Source organism: Stenotrophomonas sp. CFBP8980 (genome assembly GCF_034046095.1).
In the GTDB taxonomy this organism is placed as follows: Bacteria; Pseudomonadota; Gammaproteobacteria; order Xanthomonadales; family Xanthomonadaceae; genus Stenotrophomonas; species Stenotrophomonas lacuserhaii.
Genome location: NZ_JAXCXF010000001.1, coordinates 70,397 through 88,861 on the forward strand (window position 1 = coordinate 70,397; position 18,465 = coordinate 88,861).

An 18,465-nucleotide genomic window follows, 5' to 3' on the forward strand; every position below is an offset into this window, starting at 1 on the left:
ACGTTAGACACCCTTTTGAATCACGCCGAAGAACACCATCAAGGCGGTGACCGCGATCCAGAAAATGGTCAGCGGGATGAAGACCTTCCAGCCCAGCCGCATGATCTGGTCATAGCGGAAACGCGGGAAGCTGGCACGGAACCAGATGTAGGCGCTGGCGAAGAAGAACACCTTGATGAACAGCCACGGCCAGCCACCGGTCCAGATCCAGTCGATGAACGGCGAGATCGCACCCGGATTCACCCAGCCCTGGATCGGGCTCAACCAGCCACCGAGGAAGAAGATCGCGATCAGGAAGCTGATCAGGATCATGTTCGCGTATTCGGCCAGGAAGAACAGCGCGAAGGCACCGCCGGAGTATTCCACCATGTGGCCGGCGACGATTTCCGATTCGCCTTCCACCACGTCGAACGGCGCGCGGTTGGTTTCGGCCACGCCGGACACCCAGTACACGACGAACAGCGGGAACAGCGGCAGCAGGAACCAGTCCAGGAAGCCGGAGTTGCCGGCCTGCGCCATCACGATGCCGGTCAGGTTCAGGCTGCCCGAAGCGATCATCACGCCGACCAGGGCAAAGCCCATGGCGATCTCGTAGCTGATCATCTGCGCCGAGGCGCGCATTGCACCCAGGAACGCGTACTTCGAATTGGATGCCCAACCGGCCAGGATGATGCCGTACACGCCCAGCGAGGTCATCGCCAGCAGGTACAGCAGGCCGGCGTTGGCATTGGACAGCACCAGCTGCGCATCGAAGGGCACCACCGACCAGGCCGCGAAGGCCGGTGCCAGGGTGATCAACGGCGCCAGCAGGAACAACACCTTGTGGGCGTTGGCCGGCTGCAGCACTTCCTTGAACAGCAGCTTGAAGACGTCGGCGAAGGCCTGGAAGATGCCCATGCCCACGTACATCGGGCCGTGGCGGACGTGCATCCAGCCGATCAGCTTGCGTTCCCAGACCACGTAGAAGGCCACCGAGATGATCACCGGCATGGTGATCACCAGGATCTTCAGGATGATCCACAGCAGGGCGCCGATCTCACCAAGGCCAAGCAGCCACTGGTGCAGCGGGTCCACTGCGTTCAACAGCAATTCGTTCATGCAGCCACCACCGTTACGCGTGCGGCACCCAGCGGTGCGGTTGCACCGTGGCCCGATTCAATCCAGACCGAACCCACGGCGACGCGGGCGTCGACCACCACCGGCAGCGTGGCGCGGCCGGCATCGGTGCCGACCTTGGCCATCTGGCCTTCCTGCAGCTGCAGGCGGGCGGCATCGGTGGCATTGAGCACGATGCGCGGGGCGGTGTTGAGCGGATGCGACTGCAGCGCCGGTGCGCGACGGACGACCGCGTCGCTGCGGTAGATCGCCGCGGTCGAAGCCACTTCCAGGCCTTCGCTGGCCACGGGAGCGGCCGACGAAGCGGCGACGGTCACGCTCACCGGCGCCAGGCTGGCGCGCAGGCCGGCCAGGTCGATGAACTCGAAACCGGCCAGTGCCATTTCGCCACCCAGGGCGCGCAGCACGCGCCAGCCCTCGCGGGCCTCACCCGGCAGCTTGCCGCCGGCGCGTGCCGACTGCGAGCGACCATCGAGATTGGTCAGCGTGGCGTCGATTTCCGGCAGTGCGCCGATCGGCAGGATCACGTCGGCGACGTCGCGGGTCGAGGCGCAGGCGAACTGGCTGAAGGCCACCACCTGGGCACCGGCCAGCGCCTTGCGGGCGGCGGGGGCGTCGGCGAAATCCAGGCCCGGCTCCAGGCCATAGACCACGTAGGCCTGGCGCGGCTGGGACAGCATGCCCGCCACATCCTTGCCGGCCGGCAGCACGCCGGCGCGGGTCAGGCCGATGGCATTGGCGCCCTGCGGAATACGGCACAGCTTGGCACCGGTTGCTGCAGCGAAATCACGCGCAGCGGCGCGGATCGCGGCGGCCTGCGGGTGGTTTTCGGCGATGCCACCGACGATCAGCACGGTGTTGCGACCGCCCTGCACCGCCGAACGCAGGTCAGCGTTTTCCAGTGCGCCGGCGAAGGTCGACGGTGCGACGATCTGCTTGCTGGCGATGCTGAAGGCGAAGTCGAAATCGACCGGGTTGACCACGTGGATCTTCGCGCCATTGCTGGTCTGCGCCTTGCGCAGGCGGGCATGCAGCAGCGGAAGCTCATGGCGGATGTTGCTGCCCAGCACCACGATCTGGTCGGCGCCTTCGATTTCGGCCAGCGGCAGCCCGAACACTTCGGCGGTGGACGCGTCGGAGAAGTCGCGGTTGTTGATGCGGTGGTCGATGTTGGTCGAACCCAGGCCTGATGCCAGGCGGGCCAGCAGCGCGCCCTCCTCGTTCGAGGTCGACGGGTGTACCAGCACGCCCAGGGCGTCGCCCTGGTTGGCCTTCAGGATGTCGGCGGCAGCAGCCAGGCCTTCGGCCCAGCTCACTTCCTTCCACTCGCCATTGATCTTGCGCAGCGGCTTGACCGCACGGTCTTCGCTGTACAGGCCCTGGTGCGAGTAGCGGTCACGATCGGACAGCCAGCATTCGTTGACCAGCTCGTTGTCGCGCGGCACGGTGCGCAGCACTTCGCCGCGACGCACGTGCAGGAACAGGTTCGAGCCCATCGCATCGTGGTAGCCCAGCGATTCGCGCGCGGTCAGTTCCCACGGACGTGCGCGGAACTGGAACACCTTGTTGGTCAGCGCGCCCACCGGGCACACATCCACCACGTTGCCGGACAGTTCGGTGGTCAACGGCTTGCCGTCGTAGGTACCGATCTGCAGGTTCTCACCGCGGTACATGCCACCCAGTTCATAGGTACCTGCAACGTCGGCGGTGAAGCGGACGCAACGGGTGCACTGGATGCAACGGGTCATTTCGGTGGCCACCAGCGGCCCCATGTCCTCGTCCACCACCACGCGCTTGCGCTCGTTGAAGCGGCTGACCGAACGGCCATAGCCCAGCGATACGTCCTGCAGCTCGCACTCACCGCCCTGGTCGCAGACCGGGCAGTCCAGCGGATGGTTGATGAGCAGGAACTCCATCACCGAACGCTGGAACTTCAGCGCTTTTTCGCTGCGGGTGGCAACCTTCATGCCATCCATCACCGGCGTGGCGCAGGCAGGCGCCGGCTTCGGCGACTTCTCCACGTCCACCAGGCACATGCGGCAGTTGGCGGCGATCGGCAGCTTCTCGTGGTAGCAGAAGCGCGGGATCGGGATGCCGGCCTTGTCGGCGGCCTGGATGATCATCGAACCCTTGGGCACCACCAGCGACTGGCCGTCGATTTCGACGGTGACGTGGTCCGGTGGCACGTTGGGCGTTACGGGTTGCGCGCTCATGCGGCAGCAGCCTCCACCTTCTTGCCGTCAACCATCGAATGACCGTTGACGATGTAATACTCGAATTCGTCCCAGAACTGGCGCAGGAAACCCTGGATGGGCCATGCCGCCGCTTCACCGAACGCACAGATGGTGTGGCCTTCGATCTGGCCGGCCACGGCCTTCAACTGGTGCAGGTCTTCCATCGTGGCCTTGCCGGCGACGATGCGCTCCAGCACCCGGTGCATCCAGCCGGTGCCTTCACGGCACGGGGTGCACTGGCCACAGGATTCCTTGTGGAAGAACTGGCTGATGCGGCAGGCGAACTTGACGCAGCACACGCTGTCGTCCAGCACCACGATGGCGCCCGACCCCAGCCCGGTGCCGAGGGCACGCAGGGTGTCGTAGTCCATCTGCAGGCCCTTCAGCTCTTCGGCCTTCAGCACCGGCATCGACACGCCGCCCGGAACCGCGCCCTTCAGCGTGCGGCCCGGCTTCAGGCCTCCGGCCATTTCCAGCAGCTCGTCGAAGGTGGTGCCCAGCGGCACCTCGAAGTTGCCCCCCTTCTGCACGCAGCCGGACACCGAGAAGATCTTCGGCCCGCCGTTCTTGGTCAGCGACAGGCCCTGGAACCATTCCGGCCCGTTTCGGATGATCGCCGGCACCGAAGCATAGGTCTCGGTGTTGTTGATGGTGCTGGGCTTGCCGTACAGGCCGAAGTTCGCCGGGAACGGTGGCTTGTAGCGCGGCTGGCCCTTCTTGCCCTCCAGCGATTCCATCAGCGCGGTTTCTTCGCCGCAGATGTAGGCGCCGGCGCCCAGCGCACCGTAGATGTCGATGTCCACGCCGCTGCCGAGGATGTCCTTGCCCAGCCAGCCGTTCGCGTACGCGTCGGCCAGGGCCTGCTCGAAGTTCTCGAACGGCTCGTGGTGGAACTCGCCACGCAGGTAGTTGTAGCCCACGGTGCTGCCGGTGGCGTAGCAGGCGATCGCCATGCCTTCCACCACCGAATGCGGGTTGTAACGCAGGATGTCGCGATCCTTGCAGGTACCCGGCTCGGATTCATCCGAATTGCACAGGATGTACTTCTGCATCGTGCCCTTGGGCATGAAGGACCACTTCAGGCCGGTCGGGAAACCGGCGCCGCCACGGCCGCGCAGGTTGGACTGCTTGACCATCTCGATGACCTGCTCCGGCGAGATCTTCTCTTCGAGGATCTTGCGCAGGGCGGCGTAGCCACCGGTCTTGAGGTAGCTTTCGTACGACCACGGAGTGTCGTAATGCAGGGTGGTGTAGACCACCTGGTGCGGCAGCGGTGCGGGACCGACCGGACCACTGGGTGCGTGATGATGTGCCATGGCTTACTCCAACCCGTCCAGCAGCTCGTCGACTTTCTCGACGGTCAGGCGCTCGTGGTAATGGCCGTTGATGACCATCATCGGTGCACCGGCACAACCGGCCAGGCACTCTTCTTCGCGCTTGAGATAGATACGTCCGTCAGCGGTGGACTGACCGGTGCGGCAACCGAGTTTCTTCTCGGCGTGCGCGACCAGGTCTTCGGCACCGTTCAACCAGCAGCTGATGTTGGTGCAGAACGCCACGTTGTGGCGGCCGACCTTCTCCAGCTCGAACATCGAGTAGAAGCTGGCGACCTCGTAGGCCCACACCGGCGGCAGGTCCAGGTACTTGGCCACGCCGGCGATCAGCTCGTCGGTCAGCCAACCGGCGTTCTGTTCCTGCGCAGCGTGCAGCCCCTGCAGCACGGCCGAGCGCTTGCGGTCCGGCGGGAACTTGGACAGCCAGTGATCGATGTGAGCACGGGTCTTGTCGCTCAGCACCACCATCGGATCGACGTCGCGCGCCGCCTCGAAATTACCTGTCGCCTTCATCGGCCGACCTCAGCGAAATGCATGTCTTGGAATTCCATATGCTGCGGCGCCGGCTTGCGCCGGCTGCCTGCAGGAAAGAGGGTCAGGTCAGCCGGATTCACCGGTCGACCTCGCCGAACACCAGGTCGTAGGTGCCGATCATCGCCACCACGTCGGCCAGCATGTGGCCGCGCACTATCGAATCGATCGAGGACAGGTGGGCGAAGCCCGGCGCACGCAGGTGCACGCGGAACGGCTTGTTGGCACCGTCGGACATCAGGTAGCAGCCAAACTCACCCTTCGGCGCTTCGACGGCGGCATAGGTTTCGCCGGCCGGCACGCAGTAGCCTTCACTGAACAGCTTGAAGTGGTGGATCAGCGCTTCCATGTCGTCCTTCATCGCCTCGCGGGACGGCGGCGCGACCTTGAAGTTGTTGACGATCACCGGACCCGGGTTGGCCTTCAGCCACGCCACGCACTGCTTGATGATGCGGTTGGACTCGCGCATTTCAGCCACGCGGCACAGGTAGCGGTCGTAGCAGTCGCCTTCCTTGCCCAGCGGGATGTCGAAATCGACGGCATCGTACTTGGCGTACGGACGCTTCTTGCGCAGGTCCCACGCAACGCCCGAACCACGCAGCATCACGCCGGTCATGCCCCACTGGTGGGCCAGTTCCGGGGTGACCACGCCGATGCCGACCGTACGCTGCTTCCAGATGCGGTTGTCGGTGAGCAGGGTTTCGTACTCGTCGACGCGGCCCGGGAACTCGTTGGTGAAGTTTTCGATGAAATCGAGCAGCGAGCCTTCGCGCGATGCGTTCAGCTGCTTCAGGGCGTTGCCCTTGTGCCAGCGCGATTCCTTGTACTTCGGCATGTGGTCCGGCAGGTCGCGGTAGACGCCGCCCGGACGGTAGTACGCCGCGTGCATGCGGGCGCCGGACACGGCCTCGTAGCAGTCCATCAGCTCTTCGCGCTCACGGAAGGCGTACAGCATCACCGCCATCGCGCCCAGGTCGAGCGCGTTGGAACCCAGCCACATCAGGTGGTTCAGGATGCGGGTGATTTCGTCGAACATGGTACGGATGTACTGCGCACGCTCCGGCGCTTCGATCCCCATCAGGGTCTCGATGGCACGCACGTAAGCGTGCTCGTTGCACATCATCGACACGTAATCCAGGCGGTCCATGTAACCGATGGACTGGTTGAACGGCTTGGATTCGGCGAGCTTTTCGGTGCCACGGTGCAGCAGGCCGACGTGCGGGTCGGCACGCATGATGGTTTCGCCGTCCATTTCCAGGATCAGGCGCAGCACACCGTGCGCGGCCGGATGCTGCGGGCCGAAATTCATCGTGTAATTGCGGATTTCCTGCCGGTTCTCGGCAGCATTGCTGGCGAAGGCGCCGTGCGCCTGTTCGACCGGCTTGATCACCTGTGCACTCACTTCATTGCCTCCTGCGAACGCTCGCCGGCTGCGGTCTGCAGGCGGGCGTCGTCACGGATCACGCGCGGCACGCCGACGCGCGGCTCCACCGAGGTGACCGGCTCATAGACCACGCGCTTCTTCTCTTCGTCGTAACGCACTTCGACGTTGCCGATCAGCGGGAAGTCCTTGCGGAACGGATGGCCGACGAATCCGTAGTCGGTCAGGATGCGGCGCAGGTCCGGGTGGCCTTCGAAGATCATGCCGAACAGATCGAACGCTTCGCGCTCGAACCAGTTCAGGCCCGGCCACACGTCGGTCAGCGAACGCACGACCGGCAGCCCCTCGTTCGGGGCGAAGCAGCGCAGGTGCAGCATCAGGTTGTGCTGGTACGAACGCAGCTGCGCGACCACGGCAAAGCGCTGGGTCGGCATGTGCTGCGGCTGTGCGCCGCCGGCATCTTCTTCGCTGGGGAATTCACCCCAGGCAAAACGGCCGGCGCCCTTGCCCTCGACGCCGCGGCTGAAGCCCTGCGAGGACACGTCAGCGGTGTCCCATTCGTCAGAACCGTAACCGAGGTAATCGACGCCGCACAGGTCGACGGCCTGCTCGAAACCAAATTCGTCACGCAACGCGAGCGCGGTGGCGTGCCAATCCGAGGCAGGCACTTCCAGCGTCACTTCGCCGCGGGGTTCGACCACGATGACCTTGCCGCCGGTGAAGCGGGCGGAAAGTCGGTCGATGAAGGATGCTTGCTCTGCCATGGGGGCTTGGCGCGCTCTTGTAGTGTGGAAGGGTCAGCGGGCGATGGTCTGCGTACGCCAGATCTTCTTCTGCAGCTGCAGGATCCCGTACACCAGCGCTTCGGCGGTTGGCGGGCAGCCCGGGACGTAGATGTCCACCGGCACCACGCGATCGCAACCGCGAACAACCGAATAGGAATAATGGTAGTAGCCGCCACCGTTGGCGCAGCTCCCCATCGAGATGACCCACTTCGGGTCCGGCATCTGGTCGTAGACCTTGCGCAGCGCCGGGGCCATCTTGTTGACCAGCGTACCGGCCACGATCATCACGTCGGACTGGCGCGGCGACGGGCGGAACACCACGCCGTAACGGTCCAGGTCCAGGCGCGCGGCACCGGCATGCATCATTTCAACGGCACAGCAGGCCAGGCCGAAGGTCATCGGCCACATAGAACCGGTACGGGCCCAGTTCAACAGGGCATCGACACTGGTGGTGACATAGCCCTTTTCCAGCAGCGGGTTATCGCCAGCCGGTCGCAGGATGTCGTCAACCCGCCCTTCCGGGGTGGGGTTGTTCATCAGGCCGTCGAGAGTTTGGATCACTCCCATTCCAGCGCTCCCTTCTTCCAGACGTAAATGAAGCCGAGGAACAGCATGCCCACGAACAGGCCCATGGTGACCAGCGAACGCGCGCCGAGCTCCATGAAGACCTGGGTCCAGGGCACGATGAAGATGATTTCCAGATCGAAGACGATGAACTGGATCGCGATCAGGTAATAACGCACGTCGAACTTCATGCGTGCGTCTTCAAAAGCCTCGAAGCCGCATTCGTACGGCGAGAGCTTCTGCAGATCGGGACGGCGTGGGCCGAGGAATCGTCCAATCAGCATCAGCGTGATGCCGATACCGGTAGCGACGATCAGAAACAGCAGAGACGGCAAATATTCGGCCAGCACAGCGATTCTCTCTTGCCTCTGCCGCCGCGCCTGCAGGCGCTTTGGCATGGGGGAGTGGACGGGGACAACGCTACCCGGCGCAGAGCGCGCCGGACGTACCCGCTTTACTTACTAAATGGTGCCCAAGAGGGGACTCGAACCCCTACGACCTAAGTCGCTACCACCTCAAGGTAGTGCGTCTACCAATTCCGCCACCTGGGCTTACGATCACGCTGGACTATCTATCCAGTGCGCGGCGTATTGTAACCGTCTTCAGTCTTTCTGGGAGCCTTCCGGCTGCTTTTCTTCGCCAGAATTTGAAGATTCCGCCTGAGCCGGCACAGTCGCGGCCGGAACCGGCTGCTGGGCAGGCTGCTGCACCGGGACCGGAGCGGCCGCCGGCACGCTGGCCGGACGCTCACCCGCCGGTGCAGCCGGGACGCTGGCGGCTGGCGCGGCCATCAGGCCGAGGCCCTGCTGCTCGGCCGGGCGGCTGCCATGGCCGGCATACCACGCCATGAACAGGCTGATGCCAAAAAACACCACGGCCAGCCACTTGGTGGACTTGGACATGAAGTTGGACGCACCACGTGCGCCGAACACCGTGCCCGAGGCGCCGGCACCAAAGCCCGAGCCAGCGGCGGCACCGGAACCACGCTGCATCAGGATCAGCGCGATCATGGCCACTGCGACCAGCACGTAAACGACATTGAGGATCAACATCAGCATCTGGAATCCGTCCTCGGACTACTTCTAATCAGGTTGCAGCCGCCGCCTGGGCGATGGCCAGAAAATCGGCGGCCACCAACGAGGCGCCACCCACCAGCCCGCCATCGACGTCGGGCTGTGCGAACAGCTCGGCGGCATTGTCAGGCTTCACGCTGCCACCGTAAAGGATGGTCAGGGAATCGGCGATTCTAGCATCCACCTTGGCCACTTCGCCACGGATGAAGGCATGCACCTGCTGGGCCTGCTCCTTGCTGGCGGTGCGCCCGGTGCCGATCGCCCAGACCGGCTCGTAGGCCACCACGGCGTTTTCAAAGCCCTGCCCGCCCACCAGCGCCAGCACCGGGGCCAGTTGGCTGGCGATCACCACCTCGGTCTGGCCGGCTTCACGCTGCTCCAGGGTCTCGCCCACGCACAGCACCGGCACCAGGCCGGCGTGCAGCGCGGCGGCGAACTTGCGCGCGACCAGCTCACTGCTCTCGTGATGGTACTGGCGGCGTTCGGAATGCCCGACCAGGCCGTAACGGGCGCCCACTTCGTGCAGCATGCTGGCCGAGACTTCGCCGGTGTAGGCGCCCTTCTCGTTGCTGCTGACGTCCTGGGCACCAAAGGCAACGGCGGTATCGGCGAAATCATCGGCGAGTTCGCCGAGGTACGGCAGCGGCGGCAGGATCACCAGCTCGACCCCCTGCTCCGGCGCCCCGTTGGCGATGTCGGTGACCAGGGTGGTGGCGAACTCACGGGTTCCGTGCAGTTTCCAGTTTCCGGCGACGATCTTGCGGCGCATGGGCGGTGGCTCCGTTTCGTATCAGCCGGACATGATAACGAATGAAATTATCCGCCGTTGGGCCGTAACCGGTTACATCTTGTTTGCGGGGAGTCGAACGGGTGAGACCCCCCTCGCGGCTGGCTGCTGTTGCTGGCTACGTGGCGGGGGCCGGGCGGTGGGGCTGGTCGGGGGACGGCAAAAACTGCATCCATGCGGGCCTCGTTTCGCGCCATCCATGGCGCTCAACGCCCCCGCCCAGCCCCACCACCCGACCCATGACAGGTTCCGGGTGCCGCCAGCCGCGTATGAAAAGAAAGAAAAAGCGGTAGCGCCGACCCATGGTCGGCGAGCGCAGCGGGCCGTTGGCGGGAACATTCCGCCGACCATGGGTCGGCGCTACCGGGGCCACCGGGGACCTGTCGAGGGCGGGGCGGGGTGGTTGTGCAGGACCGTCTTTTCGCATGGATGCGAAAAGCGAGCCTACACGGACGTACTTGCGGCGTGTCCTGCACAGCCACCCCGCCCCGCCAACAACCAGCCCTGCAGCCGTTGACGTTGCCGTTGCTTCAACTTGAAAAGCGGGTGCCGGGCCGCAGGCCCGGCAAACCAGAACACAATCAGCGCGGCCCGAACATCAGTTCCAGGTCGTTGCCCTGCGGCAGGCCCGAACGACGCTGCACGTGCCCTTCAGCATCCTTGAACAGAATCCCCGGCGTGCCCTGGAAACCCATCTCGACCATCAACGCCTGGTTCGCATCCAGCTTGCGCGACGCATCGGCGCTGATCGCCACCGGCTTGATGCCACCGCGGTCAAAGGCGTGCTCGTTCTCCAGCAGCGCAGCGCTCGGATTGGCCGCCTGCAGGATCGCCGCCGCTTTGCCCGGACTGTCTTCGCGGATCACGCCCACCATGATGTGGCGCAGTTGCACCTTGCCGGCATCCACCCACGGCCGCGCCGCATCCCAGAATTTGTGGCAGTAAGGGCAGTTGGCATCGCTGAAGGTGTATACCACGCGCGGCGCGCTGGCCTTGCCGTCGGCGACCCAGGCACTCGATTCAAGCTGCGACCAGATCTTCTCGGTCATCGGCCCCGCCACCTTTTCGGTCAGCAGATCGCGCGCCACGTCATTGCCCTGCGCATCGAACAGGCTGCCCACCACCACATGCTTGCCATCGGGAGTGAGGTAAGCGGCGGCAGGTTGCTGACCATTGACCACACCGGCAAACCCGCGCAGGCCGCCCGGCGCTTCGAACTCGGAAACCACTTCGAAACCGAGCTTCTGCAGGCCCTTGATCGGGGCCGGGACACCGCTTGCGTCCTCACTGGCACCCGCCGTGGCAGGCGTTGCCTGAGCCGCGTTTTTCGGCGCCTGCGCCTGGCCACAGCCGGACACCGCCAGCAGGATCGGCAACACCAGCGCCGCTGGTGCGGCGCGCAGATACGTGGAAAGCATGACAACTCCTGATTGAATGCCCGCGCAGGCTACCGCAGCCGGCGCAGTTTGTGCTCGAGGCCTGCAGCGGTCAGTTCGCCCAGGTGCAGTTCGCGAAGCTGGCCTTCGCGGTCGAAGAACAGGGTACTCGGATAGGCCTGCACGCCCATCGCCTCACCCGTGCGGGCCGGCTCATCCAGCAGCACGCCCTGCAGGCCAGGCGCATGCACGCGCAGGAATTCCTGAACCGTCTCCGCATCCTCGCCCTGGTTCACGAACAGGAAACGCACGTGCGGGTGCGCGCGCTGCGCCGCTGCCAATACCGGCATCTCGCGGATGCACGGCCCGCACCAGCTGGCCCACAGGTTCACCACAACCGGGCTGCCCTGCCCTGCGGCCAATGCAACCGGTTGGCCGCCCAAGTCGTGCAGCACCATCGCCGGCAGGCTGACCTGCCCTGCCTGCCAATGCTGCAGGCCAGCGGCGGCACCCCACCAACCCGCCGTGGCGAACAGCGCGGCAGCAACGACGGCCGGGCGCAGCGCAGGGTGCCGACGCAGCTTCCACGCGCCCCAGCCAGCGGCACAGGCGAAGAATCCGATGGGGTCAAAGCCGCCATCACCGATGCGCAGGATCGACCCGGGATCGGCCAGATACAACGGTGCGGCGCGCAGTACGAACAACACCCGTGCGGCCAGCAGCCCCAGCAGGAACATGTCCACCAGCAAGGCGGTGGCGGGCCGCCATGCCACGCCGGGCGGGCGTGGCCACAGGCGCGCGACCAGCAGCGCCAGCAGCAGGAAAGAGATGGCCAGTGCCACCGGCAGTGGCACTGGTCCCAGGCTCATCATCACAGGTGTGTCATCAACGGATCCCGTCCGGCAGGCTCAACAGGAACGAGGGTCGTTCACCATCGCGGCCGCAGCAAGCCACAGGACAGGTGTCCATTCAGGCAGCGTGTCGGTCGACCGGTCGGAACGGACTACCCATCGGCGACGGGCCTGACTGCGCGGCGCGCTGCTTGCCTGCCACCATCCGCCGGTACGTTGCCGGGGTCATGCCGACGATGCGCAGGAACAGGCGGCGGAATGCGCTCTGGTCCGCATAGCCGACGCCCCAGGCCACTTCATCGATGGCCCCGCCCAGTTGCAGCAGCAGCTGCGCCTTGGCGATGCGCAGCCGCTGGCAATACTCGATCGGGCGCAACCCGGTTGCCTTCAGGAAGCGACGCTGCAGCGTGCGCGGCTCCAGTCCCGAGGCCTGGCAGATGGCCCCCAGGGTGGCCCCGCGTGCGGCCGTGGTATGCAGCCAGCGCTGCGCCTTCAGCACGTCGCGATCGCCATGGGCGAAGTTGGCACTGAAGCGCTCCAGATCCTGCTGGATGCCGGCAGGCACCACGATGCCCTGCTGGTGAGCCACCGCCGCCATCACGCCCTGGCCATGCACCCGGTAAAGCAGGCGCAGGGCAAGGAAGCGCCAGGCCTGGGATCCGGTAACGGTCAGCAGGTCGCCGTCGTCTACCAGCAACCGTTCGCTGGGAACCCAGCTTCCACTCTGCGATGACAGCCCCGGGAAGCGGGTGGCGTCCACGCTGGCAACCGTCCGGCCAGCCAGCAATCCGGCGCGTGACAACACGCCGATTCCGTCATTTACCGCCGCCATCAGGCTTCCGCCGTCATAGTGGGCGCTCAACCAGTCCAGCAGCACGGCCTCGTCACGGATCTGTCCGTTCTGGCTGACCTGCCCAGGCAGGGCGATGATCGCAGGCACGGTCGCATCCAGCATCTCCGCACCGGCGACCCGCTGTGGCCCGCCGCCATCGCTGGCCATGATCCAGCGCGACACCAGAATGCGTGCCGTATGCCGGCCCTGTTGCTGCGCCAGCCGGTTTCCGACATGCGCCATCTCGGCCAGCATCGACGCAGCGGAGGGGTCAGCACCCGGGTATTCCACTACTGCGATTTCAGTCAGCTCGTTCTTGTTTGCGTCCATCAGCTCCTCCTCTTGCCTCCCGCGAACAGAGCCGCCGCCATTGACGGCGTGGCCCTTCGGTGGCTGCAGGTTAGGAATCGCGTACAGGCCGAGGCTATGAAGAAAGCTGCAAACTGCGTCAGAAGCCTTGCTTTTCAGCGGCTAGTGACTCTAGACCTCACTCAAGGGTTGATCGTGGTCACACTCGGTGGGCGCCATGAACAGGGGTCAACCCGCACGCCATGCCGGGGTGCCTATCGATGCCGTTCGCTATGAGGAGCGGCAACAGCTGTTACCGACCGACCGCCGCTCGGCTGCCGGCTGTTGGCTATCGGCTATTTGACGAAGACACGTGCAGCGGCTGCGTTTCATCCGCCGCGACAAGGCGCTGGGCTTTCGCCTGGAAAAAACAGGCGAGCTGCTGATGCTTTCGGCCGGACGCGGCGGTGGCGATGGGCCTGGGTTCGGTATCGGTGATCAGCAACGCACTTGGGGCGCGTTCACAGCCGCTTCCGGGTGTCTGGCTCGGCATGCAGAAAACTGCAATAAATGCTTGCCAACCCCAGTACCCATCGCTATGATTTCGCACCTCAGCGACGTGGGGCCATAGCTCAGCTGGGAGAGCGCCTGCATGGCATGCAGGAGGTCAGCGGTTCGATCCCGCTTGGCTCCACCAAACTTTCGGCATTAGGCCGTCGGAAGGTCGCGAATAAATTGATGAGCAATGCGTCCCCATCGTCTAGAGGCCTAGGACATCACCCTTTCACGGTGGCGACCGGGGTTCGAATCCCCGTGGGGACGCCACTCATCTGAACAACCGGGACCCGGCCGAAACCGGGTATTTTTTGTTCATCGCCTTCGGCCTTCACGGGCGTGGCGCTTGTCGGGTCTTCACTTCGGTGGGTGTATCCTTCAATTGCCGGGAAGCTTCAAAAAAGCTTCCACAAACGTGAATAAGCCGGTATGATAGGCGGCTCGGTTACACGGGGCCATAGCTCAGCTGGGAGAGCGCCTGCATGGCATGCAGGAGGTCAGCGGTTCGATCCCGCTTGGCTCCACCACTTTCGACAATAGGCCGTCGAAGGTTCTACAACTTGAAGTTTTTCGTGCGTCCCCATCGTCTAGAGGCCTAGGACATCACCCTTTCACGGTGGCGACCGGGGTTCGAATCCCCGTGGGGACGCCAGTATCAAAACGGAAGCCTGACCCATCAGGCAACCGGGTTTCAATGGGGCCATAGCTCAGCTGGGAGAGCGCCTGCATGGCATGCAGGAGGTCAGCGGTTCGATCCCGCTTGGCTCCACCACTCCAGGCATTAGGCCGTCTGGATAGCAGTACAACTCAGGTTTTCGTGCGTCCCCATCGTCTAGAGGCCTAGGACATCACCCTTTCACGGTGGCGACCGGGGTTCGAATCCCCGTGGGGACGCCAATTCTGCAAAAACCCGGCTTCGGCCGGGTTTTTCTTTTCCTGCGTTAAGCTGGCCCCATGTGCTATTCCGCCCAGATCCGCGCCGACTACGCCAAGCTGGTCCGCCATTACGGCGCGACGATGTCGCTGGAGGAATTCTCCCGCCTGTACACCTTCGACCCGGCCAAGAAGCGGCCGAAAACGCCGAAGGCGATGGACGACGGATTCCGCGGCGCACGCACCGACGCTGGCCGCGATATCGTGGCGATGATCCAGCAATGGCATGCGCAGGAACAGTCCGAACTGGAAGGTGAACTGCGCCGTCAGCACGAGCGTCGCACCCTCGCCCAGGCCGCCGTGGCGAGCAAGCCCACGCAGAAGGCGCGCAATGAACTGCGTATCGCCGGCAACCGCATCGAACGCGCCCAGACGCGCCTGGATGACCTGCAGCGCAGCCAGCAGCTGCCGCGCGACAATCGCATTTTCCCCGGCACGTACGCCCCGGTGATCGTGGCCGAAGACGGCCGGCGGGTGATCAAGCCGATGCGCTACCAGTGCCGCCTGCCGGACAAGCCAGCGCGCAACGACGTGCTGTATCCGGGCACCTACAATGCGCGCCGCGACAGCCTGGAAAGCTACTGGCGCGGCGCCTTCGGCCATCGCCACGGCGTGGTGGTGGTGCAGTCGTTCTACGAACACGTGCCGCGCAAGGGACTGCCGCTGCAGGCCGCCGACGACGACAGCGACGTGGTGCTGGAGTTCCAGCCGCAGCCACGCCGCGACCTGCTGATCGCATGCCTGTGGGCCGAATGGGAAGGTCCCGAAGGCCGCCTGCTGTCGTTTGCGGCGGTCACCGACGAGCCGCCGCGCGATGTCGCCGCCACCGGCCACGACCGCGGCATCGTGCCGATCCGCGAAGCCCACCTGGATGCGTGGCTGAACCCGGACCCGAGCGACCTGGCCGCGCAGTACCGGATCCTGGATGACCGCGAAGATATCGAATATGCCTGGAGCGAAGCGGCTTGAGGCCTACCCGTGGTGCGCGGTTTTGTTTACACTACGCGGCCACCCTGCCGGTGTGGCGGAATGGTATACGCAGCTGACTCAAAATCAGCCGGGGGTGACCCCATGAAGGTTCGAGTCCTTTCACCGGCACCAGAAATACAGAAAGCCAGGCCACGTGCCTGGCTTTTTTTTCGTCACGCTCTCCGCCACAACCGCCAGCTCACCCAGCCGCCATGTGCCAGCGTGGCCCCGAGCAGCGCCACCACTGCCCAGCGCAGCACGCTGGCCAGTTCCACGTGCAGCGCCGCGCCCTGCACCTGCTCAAGCAACAGCCAACCCAGCACCGCGGCCATCCACGCCGCTGCCGCCGGCCCATACGCACGAAGCACTTCCCGATCCCAACCTGCCATGCCGTTCCCCGGTGTGTGTGAAGGTGCGTGCAGTGTCCCCTGCCCCGCTCTCACCGGCTGAGACCTTCACGCACCGATCAGTCACCTTCCGCTGGCGAAGCCAGGCCCATCGGCTCTGACTGCACGTTGTTGCGTCCGGCCGCCTTGGCCCGATAGCACTGCACATCGGCGGCGGCCACTGCCTCGTCCACGCTCATCCCGGTGTTGATCGAGGCGATGCCGATGCTCACCCCGACCTTGATGCGGTGCTGCTCCCAGGGGATGGACAGCCCGCCGATGGTGTGCAGCAGCTCGCCGGCGATCCGTCGCGCCCGGCGCAGCGAACAACCCGCCAGGATCACCGCGAATTCGTCGCCACCCAGCCGGGCCACCACGTCCGAATCACGTACGCCATGGCGCAGCACGTTGGCCACCGCCCACAGCACGGCGTCGCCGGCCAAGTGCCCCCAGGTATCGTTGACCGGCTTGAACTGGTCCAGGTCGATGAACATCAGCGAGGCGGCCTGCCCGGTGCGGTCCACATGGGCGATGGCCTGCTGCAGGTGCGCCTCGAAACCGCGCCGGTTGACCAGGTCGGTCAGCGGATCCATCTCGGCCAGCTGCCGCGCCTCGCGTTGCCGCGCGCGCAGCTGGGTCACATCGCGTATCACCCACACCGCACCGCGCAGCGCGCCGGCATCATCATGCAGCCAGGCCTGGGAGACATCCACCGGCATGTTCTCCCCGTCCTGCACCAGCAGCAGGTCCGAATGCAGGTCCACTGCGTTGCTTTCCGGATCCAGCAGCACGGAGATGTCCAACGGGGAAAGCGGTGCATATTCGGTGGTCAGCTGCATCATCTCCCCCACGTGGCGGCCGTGCAGCGGGGCGCCATCCGGCCCGCCCAGCGCTCGTACCGCAGCGGCGTTGGCATGTTCGATGCGCCCGTCCAGGTCCACGCTGAGCACCAGGTCGGTCACCGCATCCAGGGTGATCCGGCTGCGTTGCTCGGCCTGCAGCAGGCGCTGCTCACTGGCGTGCTGGGCGGTGACATCCTGGATCTGCGACACGAAATGCAGCGGATCGCCCTGTTCGCTGCGCACCAGCGAAACCGAAAGACGCGTCCAGATGACGTTGCCCTCCCGGCCGATGTAGCGCTTTTCCAGATGATAATGCGCGCGTTCGCCGCGCAGCAGCCCCTCCACCATCGCCAGATCCGCGCCAAGGTCGTCGGGGTGGGTCAGGCGCTGGAAATCGACCTGCAGCAGTTCATTGCGCGAATAGCCCATGATCCGGCACAGCGCATCGTTGACGTCCAGCCAGCGCCCTTCCAGCGACACCAGTGCCATGCCCAGCGCCGCGCTGGTGAACGCACCGGCGAATTTCTCTTCCGCCAGGCGTGCCTCGGCGCGGGCCTGCAACACTTCGGTGATGTCGGTGGCCATGCCGACGAAGCCGGTGACCTCCCCTCGTGCGTCGGCCAGCGCACTGATCGACAGCCGCACCTGGCGGGGCTGGCCATCCTTGCGCAGGAAGGTCCACTGCCGTGAAAAGGTGTGCTCGCGTGCCCGCGCGCTGAGTATCGTAAACAGGTCCCCTCCTCTCGCTTCGTCGGCCGGCAGGGTCAGCAGGAACGCGTCTACTTCTTCGCCCTGGTGGAACAGCGCCGGGCTGGCGACGCCCACCACTTCATCGGCACGGTAGCCCAGCAGGCGTTCGGCACCGGAATTGAACAGCGTGATCGAGCCCTGCTCATCGGTGACGATCACCGCAACTTCATCGGATGAATCGACGATCGACTGCAGCCGCTGGCGCGCAGCCGCCACGTCCTGGCGTGCCTGTTGCAGATCCGTCACATCGGCGTGCGCGCCGGCCATCCACAGCGGCGCGCCGTCCGCATCCCATTCGCAGACCCGGCCGCGGTCCTGCACCCATACCCAGTGGCCATTGCGGTGGCGCATCCGCACCAGGCACTCGTAGAACGGCGTCTTGCCGGCAAAATGCGCCTGCAGCTGGACATCGGAACGCTGCAGGTCATCGGGATGGACCAGACGCTCGAAGGTATCGGAGGAGATCGGCTGCAGCTCCTCCAGCGTGTAACCGACGATCTCGGCCCAGCGCGCATTGACCTGCATGTGGCCGGTCGGCGGATTCCACTCCCAGGTACCCGCCGCGCTGCCATCGATGATCATGCGCAGCCGGCGGACCTGCTCAAGCGCCTGCTCCAGCTGCGCCTGCAGATCAACGGGAGGACGGGCGGACAGGTCGTTCACCGGCGCACCGCGCGCACCCACGCGCAGGCCTGCCGCGTGCCTGCGCACGGGGACCTGGTCGATACGCCTGCAGAACTGACCTCCATGGCCCTCCCGGCATCTGGCCCGGGCCTCATCGGCCCCCTCATCCCCCAGTGTGCGCAATCACGGGGCGCTGCGTAAGCCCCCCCGTCTCAGGTTGCCGGAAAAGGCTCGGCCGGACGCTCCGGACCGGC

17 protein-coding genes and 8 tRNA genes are annotated in these 18,465 nt (G+C 65.2%); 9 read left to right on the plus strand and 16 right to left on the minus strand.

Going from position 1 to position 18,465, the window contains the following annotated elements; genetic code table 11:
• Positions 1–3: 3 nt before the first annotated feature.
• The 14 genes from nuoH to SOM47_RS00395 all read right to left on the minus strand — a co-directional run bounded on the left by nuoH (position 4) and on the right by SOM47_RS00395 (position 13,194).
• Entirely contained in the window at positions 4–1,098 is a 1,095-nt protein-coding gene (gene nuoH, locus SOM47_RS00330) for an NADH-quinone oxidoreductase subunit NuoH (protein ID WP_042614966.1), read from the minus strand.
• A complete protein-coding gene (nuoG, locus tag SOM47_RS00335) occupies positions 1,095–3,329 on the minus strand; it encodes an NADH-quinone oxidoreductase subunit NuoG (RefSeq protein ID WP_320504456.1) in 2,235 nt (744 codons plus the stop codon). Before nuoG ends, nuoH begins: the two co-directional genes overlap by 4 nt.
• On the minus strand, positions 3,326–4,666 hold the full coding sequence (gene nuoF / locus SOM47_RS00340; protein WP_042614964.1) for an NADH-quinone oxidoreductase subunit NuoF: 1,341 nt from the start codon (positions 4,664–4,666) through the stop codon (positions 3,326–3,328). Before nuoF ends, nuoG begins: the two co-directional genes overlap by 4 nt.
• A gap of 3 nt (positions 4,667–4,669) precedes the next feature.
• Positions 4,670–5,197, minus strand: a complete 528-nt coding sequence (gene nuoE / locus SOM47_RS00345; RefSeq protein WP_042614963.1) for an NADH-quinone oxidoreductase subunit NuoE — start codon at positions 5,195–5,197, stop codon at positions 4,670–4,672.
• Positions 5,198–5,294: 97 nt separating this feature from the next.
• Positions 5,295–6,602, minus strand: coding sequence for an NADH-quinone oxidoreductase subunit D (locus SOM47_RS00350; protein ID WP_042614973.1), 1,308 nt, complete (start codon positions 6,600–6,602; stop codon positions 5,295–5,297).
• Between the two features lie 11 nt (positions 6,603–6,613).
• Positions 6,614–7,360, minus strand: a complete 747-nt coding sequence (locus SOM47_RS00355; protein WP_320504457.1) for an NADH-quinone oxidoreductase subunit C — start codon at positions 7,358–7,360, stop codon at positions 6,614–6,616.
• A gap of 33 nt (positions 7,361–7,393) precedes the next feature.
• Positions 7,394–7,948: a NuoB/complex I 20 kDa subunit family protein gene (locus tag SOM47_RS00360; protein ID WP_042614961.1), complete on the minus strand. Its 555-nt coding sequence runs from the start codon at positions 7,946–7,948 to the stop codon at positions 7,394–7,396.
• Positions 7,939–8,295: an NADH-quinone oxidoreductase subunit A gene (locus SOM47_RS00365; protein ID WP_042614960.1), complete on the minus strand. Its 357-nt coding sequence runs from the start codon at positions 8,293–8,295 to the stop codon at positions 7,939–7,941. The genes SOM47_RS00360 and SOM47_RS00365 overlap by 10 nt, the downstream gene beginning before the upstream one ends.
• Before the next feature lie 116 nt (positions 8,296–8,411).
• A tRNA-Leu gene (locus SOM47_RS00370) sits at positions 8,412–8,496 on the minus strand.
• Between the two features lie 51 nt (positions 8,497–8,547).
• The gene (gene secG, locus SOM47_RS00375; RefSeq protein ID WP_042614959.1) at positions 8,548–9,003 is read right to left on the minus strand and encodes a preprotein translocase subunit SecG; all 456 of its coding nucleotides are present in this window, start codon (positions 9,001–9,003) and stop codon (positions 8,548–8,550) included.
• A gap of 28 nt (positions 9,004–9,031) precedes the next feature.
• Positions 9,032–9,787 (minus strand): triose-phosphate isomerase, encoded by a 756-nt coding sequence (gene tpiA, locus SOM47_RS00380; protein ID WP_192083289.1) that lies wholly within the window; start codon positions 9,785–9,787, stop codon positions 9,032–9,034.
• Between the two features lie 599 nt (positions 9,788–10,386).
• Complete coding sequence (gene dsbG, locus SOM47_RS00385) at positions 10,387–11,223, minus strand: thiol:disulfide interchange protein DsbG (protein WP_042613931.1); 837 nt, start codon at positions 11,221–11,223, stop codon at positions 10,387–10,389.
• A gap of 29 nt (positions 11,224–11,252) precedes the next feature.
• On the minus strand, positions 11,253–12,050 hold the full coding sequence (locus tag SOM47_RS00390; RefSeq protein WP_320504458.1) for a redoxin family protein: 798 nt from the start codon (positions 12,048–12,050) through the stop codon (positions 11,253–11,255).
• A gap of 100 nt (positions 12,051–12,150) precedes the next feature.
• Positions 12,151–13,194, minus strand: a complete 1,044-nt coding sequence (locus tag SOM47_RS00395) for a GlxA family transcriptional regulator (protein WP_042613929.1) — start codon at positions 13,192–13,194, stop codon at positions 12,151–12,153.
• A 331-nt stretch (positions 13,195–13,525) separates the two neighbouring features.
• Between SOM47_RS00395 and SOM47_RS17675 the strand changes: the two genes are divergently transcribed.
• From SOM47_RS17675 to SOM47_RS00440, 9 genes are all read left to right on the plus strand, one after another.
• Positions 13,526–13,783 (plus strand): hypothetical protein, encoded by a 258-nt coding sequence (locus tag SOM47_RS17675; RefSeq protein WP_524539291.1) that lies wholly within the window; start codon positions 13,526–13,528, stop codon positions 13,781–13,783.
• Positions 13,774–13,849: transfer RNA gene (locus SOM47_RS00405), tRNA-Ala, on the plus strand. The genes SOM47_RS17675 and SOM47_RS00405 overlap by 10 nt, the downstream gene beginning before the upstream one ends.
• Positions 13,850–13,901: 52 nt before the next feature.
• Positions 13,902–13,977, plus strand: a tRNA-Glu gene (locus SOM47_RS00410).
• A gap of 181 nt (positions 13,978–14,158) precedes the next feature.
• Positions 14,159–14,234: transfer RNA gene (locus SOM47_RS00415), tRNA-Ala, on the plus strand.
• Positions 14,235–14,283: 49 nt separating this feature from the next.
• Positions 14,284–14,359: transfer RNA gene (locus tag SOM47_RS00420), tRNA-Glu, on the plus strand.
• 44 nt (positions 14,360–14,403) lie between these two features.
• Positions 14,404–14,479 (plus strand) — tRNA-Ala (locus SOM47_RS00425).
• 49 nt (positions 14,480–14,528) lie between these two features.
• Positions 14,529–14,604: transfer RNA gene (locus SOM47_RS00430), tRNA-Glu, on the plus strand.
• 57 nt (positions 14,605–14,661) lie between these two features.
• Entirely contained in the window at positions 14,662–15,609 is a 948-nt protein-coding gene (locus tag SOM47_RS00435) for an SOS response-associated peptidase family protein (protein WP_042613928.1), read from the plus strand.
• A gap of 46 nt (positions 15,610–15,655) precedes the next feature.
• A tRNA-Leu gene (locus SOM47_RS00440) sits at positions 15,656–15,741 on the plus strand.
• A 41-nt stretch (positions 15,742–15,782) separates the two neighbouring features.
• Here SOM47_RS00440 and SOM47_RS00445 read toward each other — a convergent pair.
• Entirely contained in the window at positions 15,783–15,977 is a 195-nt protein-coding gene (locus SOM47_RS00445; protein WP_152620645.1) for a hypothetical protein, read from the minus strand.
• Positions 15,978–16,075: 98 nt separating this feature from the next.
• The gene (locus SOM47_RS00450; RefSeq protein WP_320505039.1) at positions 16,076–18,250 is read right to left on the minus strand and encodes a PAS domain S-box protein; all 2,175 of its coding nucleotides are present in this window, start codon (positions 18,248–18,250) and stop codon (positions 16,076–16,078) included.
• Positions 18,251–18,465: the final 215 nt, after the last annotated feature.

Bases quoted from the DNA above. Each gene is read 5' to 3' on its own strand.
- secG (WP_042614959.1), bottom strand. From the start codon at position 9,003: ATGCTGATGTTGATCCTCAATGTCGTTTACGTGCTGGTCGCAGTGGCC.
- SOM47_RS00395 (WP_042613929.1), bottom strand. From the start codon at position 13,194: ATGGACGCAAACAAGAACGAGCTGACTGAAATCGCAGTAGTGGAATAC.
- nuoG (WP_320504456.1), bottom strand. From the start codon at position 3,329: ATGAGCGCGCAACCCGTAACGCCCAACGTGCCACCGGACCACGTCACC.
- tpiA (WP_192083289.1), bottom strand. From the start codon at position 9,787: ATGCGCCGCAAGATCGTCGCCGGAAACTGGAAACTGCACGGAACCCGT.
- SOM47_RS00355 (WP_320504457.1), bottom strand. From the start codon at position 7,360: ATGGCAGAGCAAGCATCCTTCATCGACCGACTTTCCGCCCGCTTCACC.
- SOM47_RS00390 (WP_320504458.1), bottom strand. From the start codon at position 12,050: ATGAGCCTGGGACCAGTGCCACTGCCGGTGGCACTGGCCATCTCTTTC.
- SOM47_RS00360 (WP_042614961.1), bottom strand. From the start codon at position 7,948: ATGGGAGTGATCCAAACTCTCGACGGCCTGATGAACAACCCCACCCCG.
- nuoE (WP_042614963.1), bottom strand. From the start codon at position 5,197: ATGAAGGCGACAGGTAATTTCGAGGCGGCGCGCGACGTCGATCCGATG.
- SOM47_RS00435 (WP_042613928.1), top strand. From the start codon at position 14,662: ATGTGCTATTCCGCCCAGATCCGCGCCGACTACGCCAAGCTGGTCCGC.
- nuoF (WP_042614964.1), bottom strand. From the start codon at position 4,666: ATGGCACATCATCACGCACCCAGTGGTCCGGTCGGTCCCGCACCGCTG.
- dsbG (WP_042613931.1), bottom strand. From the start codon at position 11,223: ATGCTTTCCACGTATCTGCGCGCCGCACCAGCGGCGCTGGTGTTGCCG.
- nuoH (WP_042614966.1), bottom strand. From the start codon at position 1,098: ATGAACGAATTGCTGTTGAACGCAGTGGACCCGCTGCACCAGTGGCTG.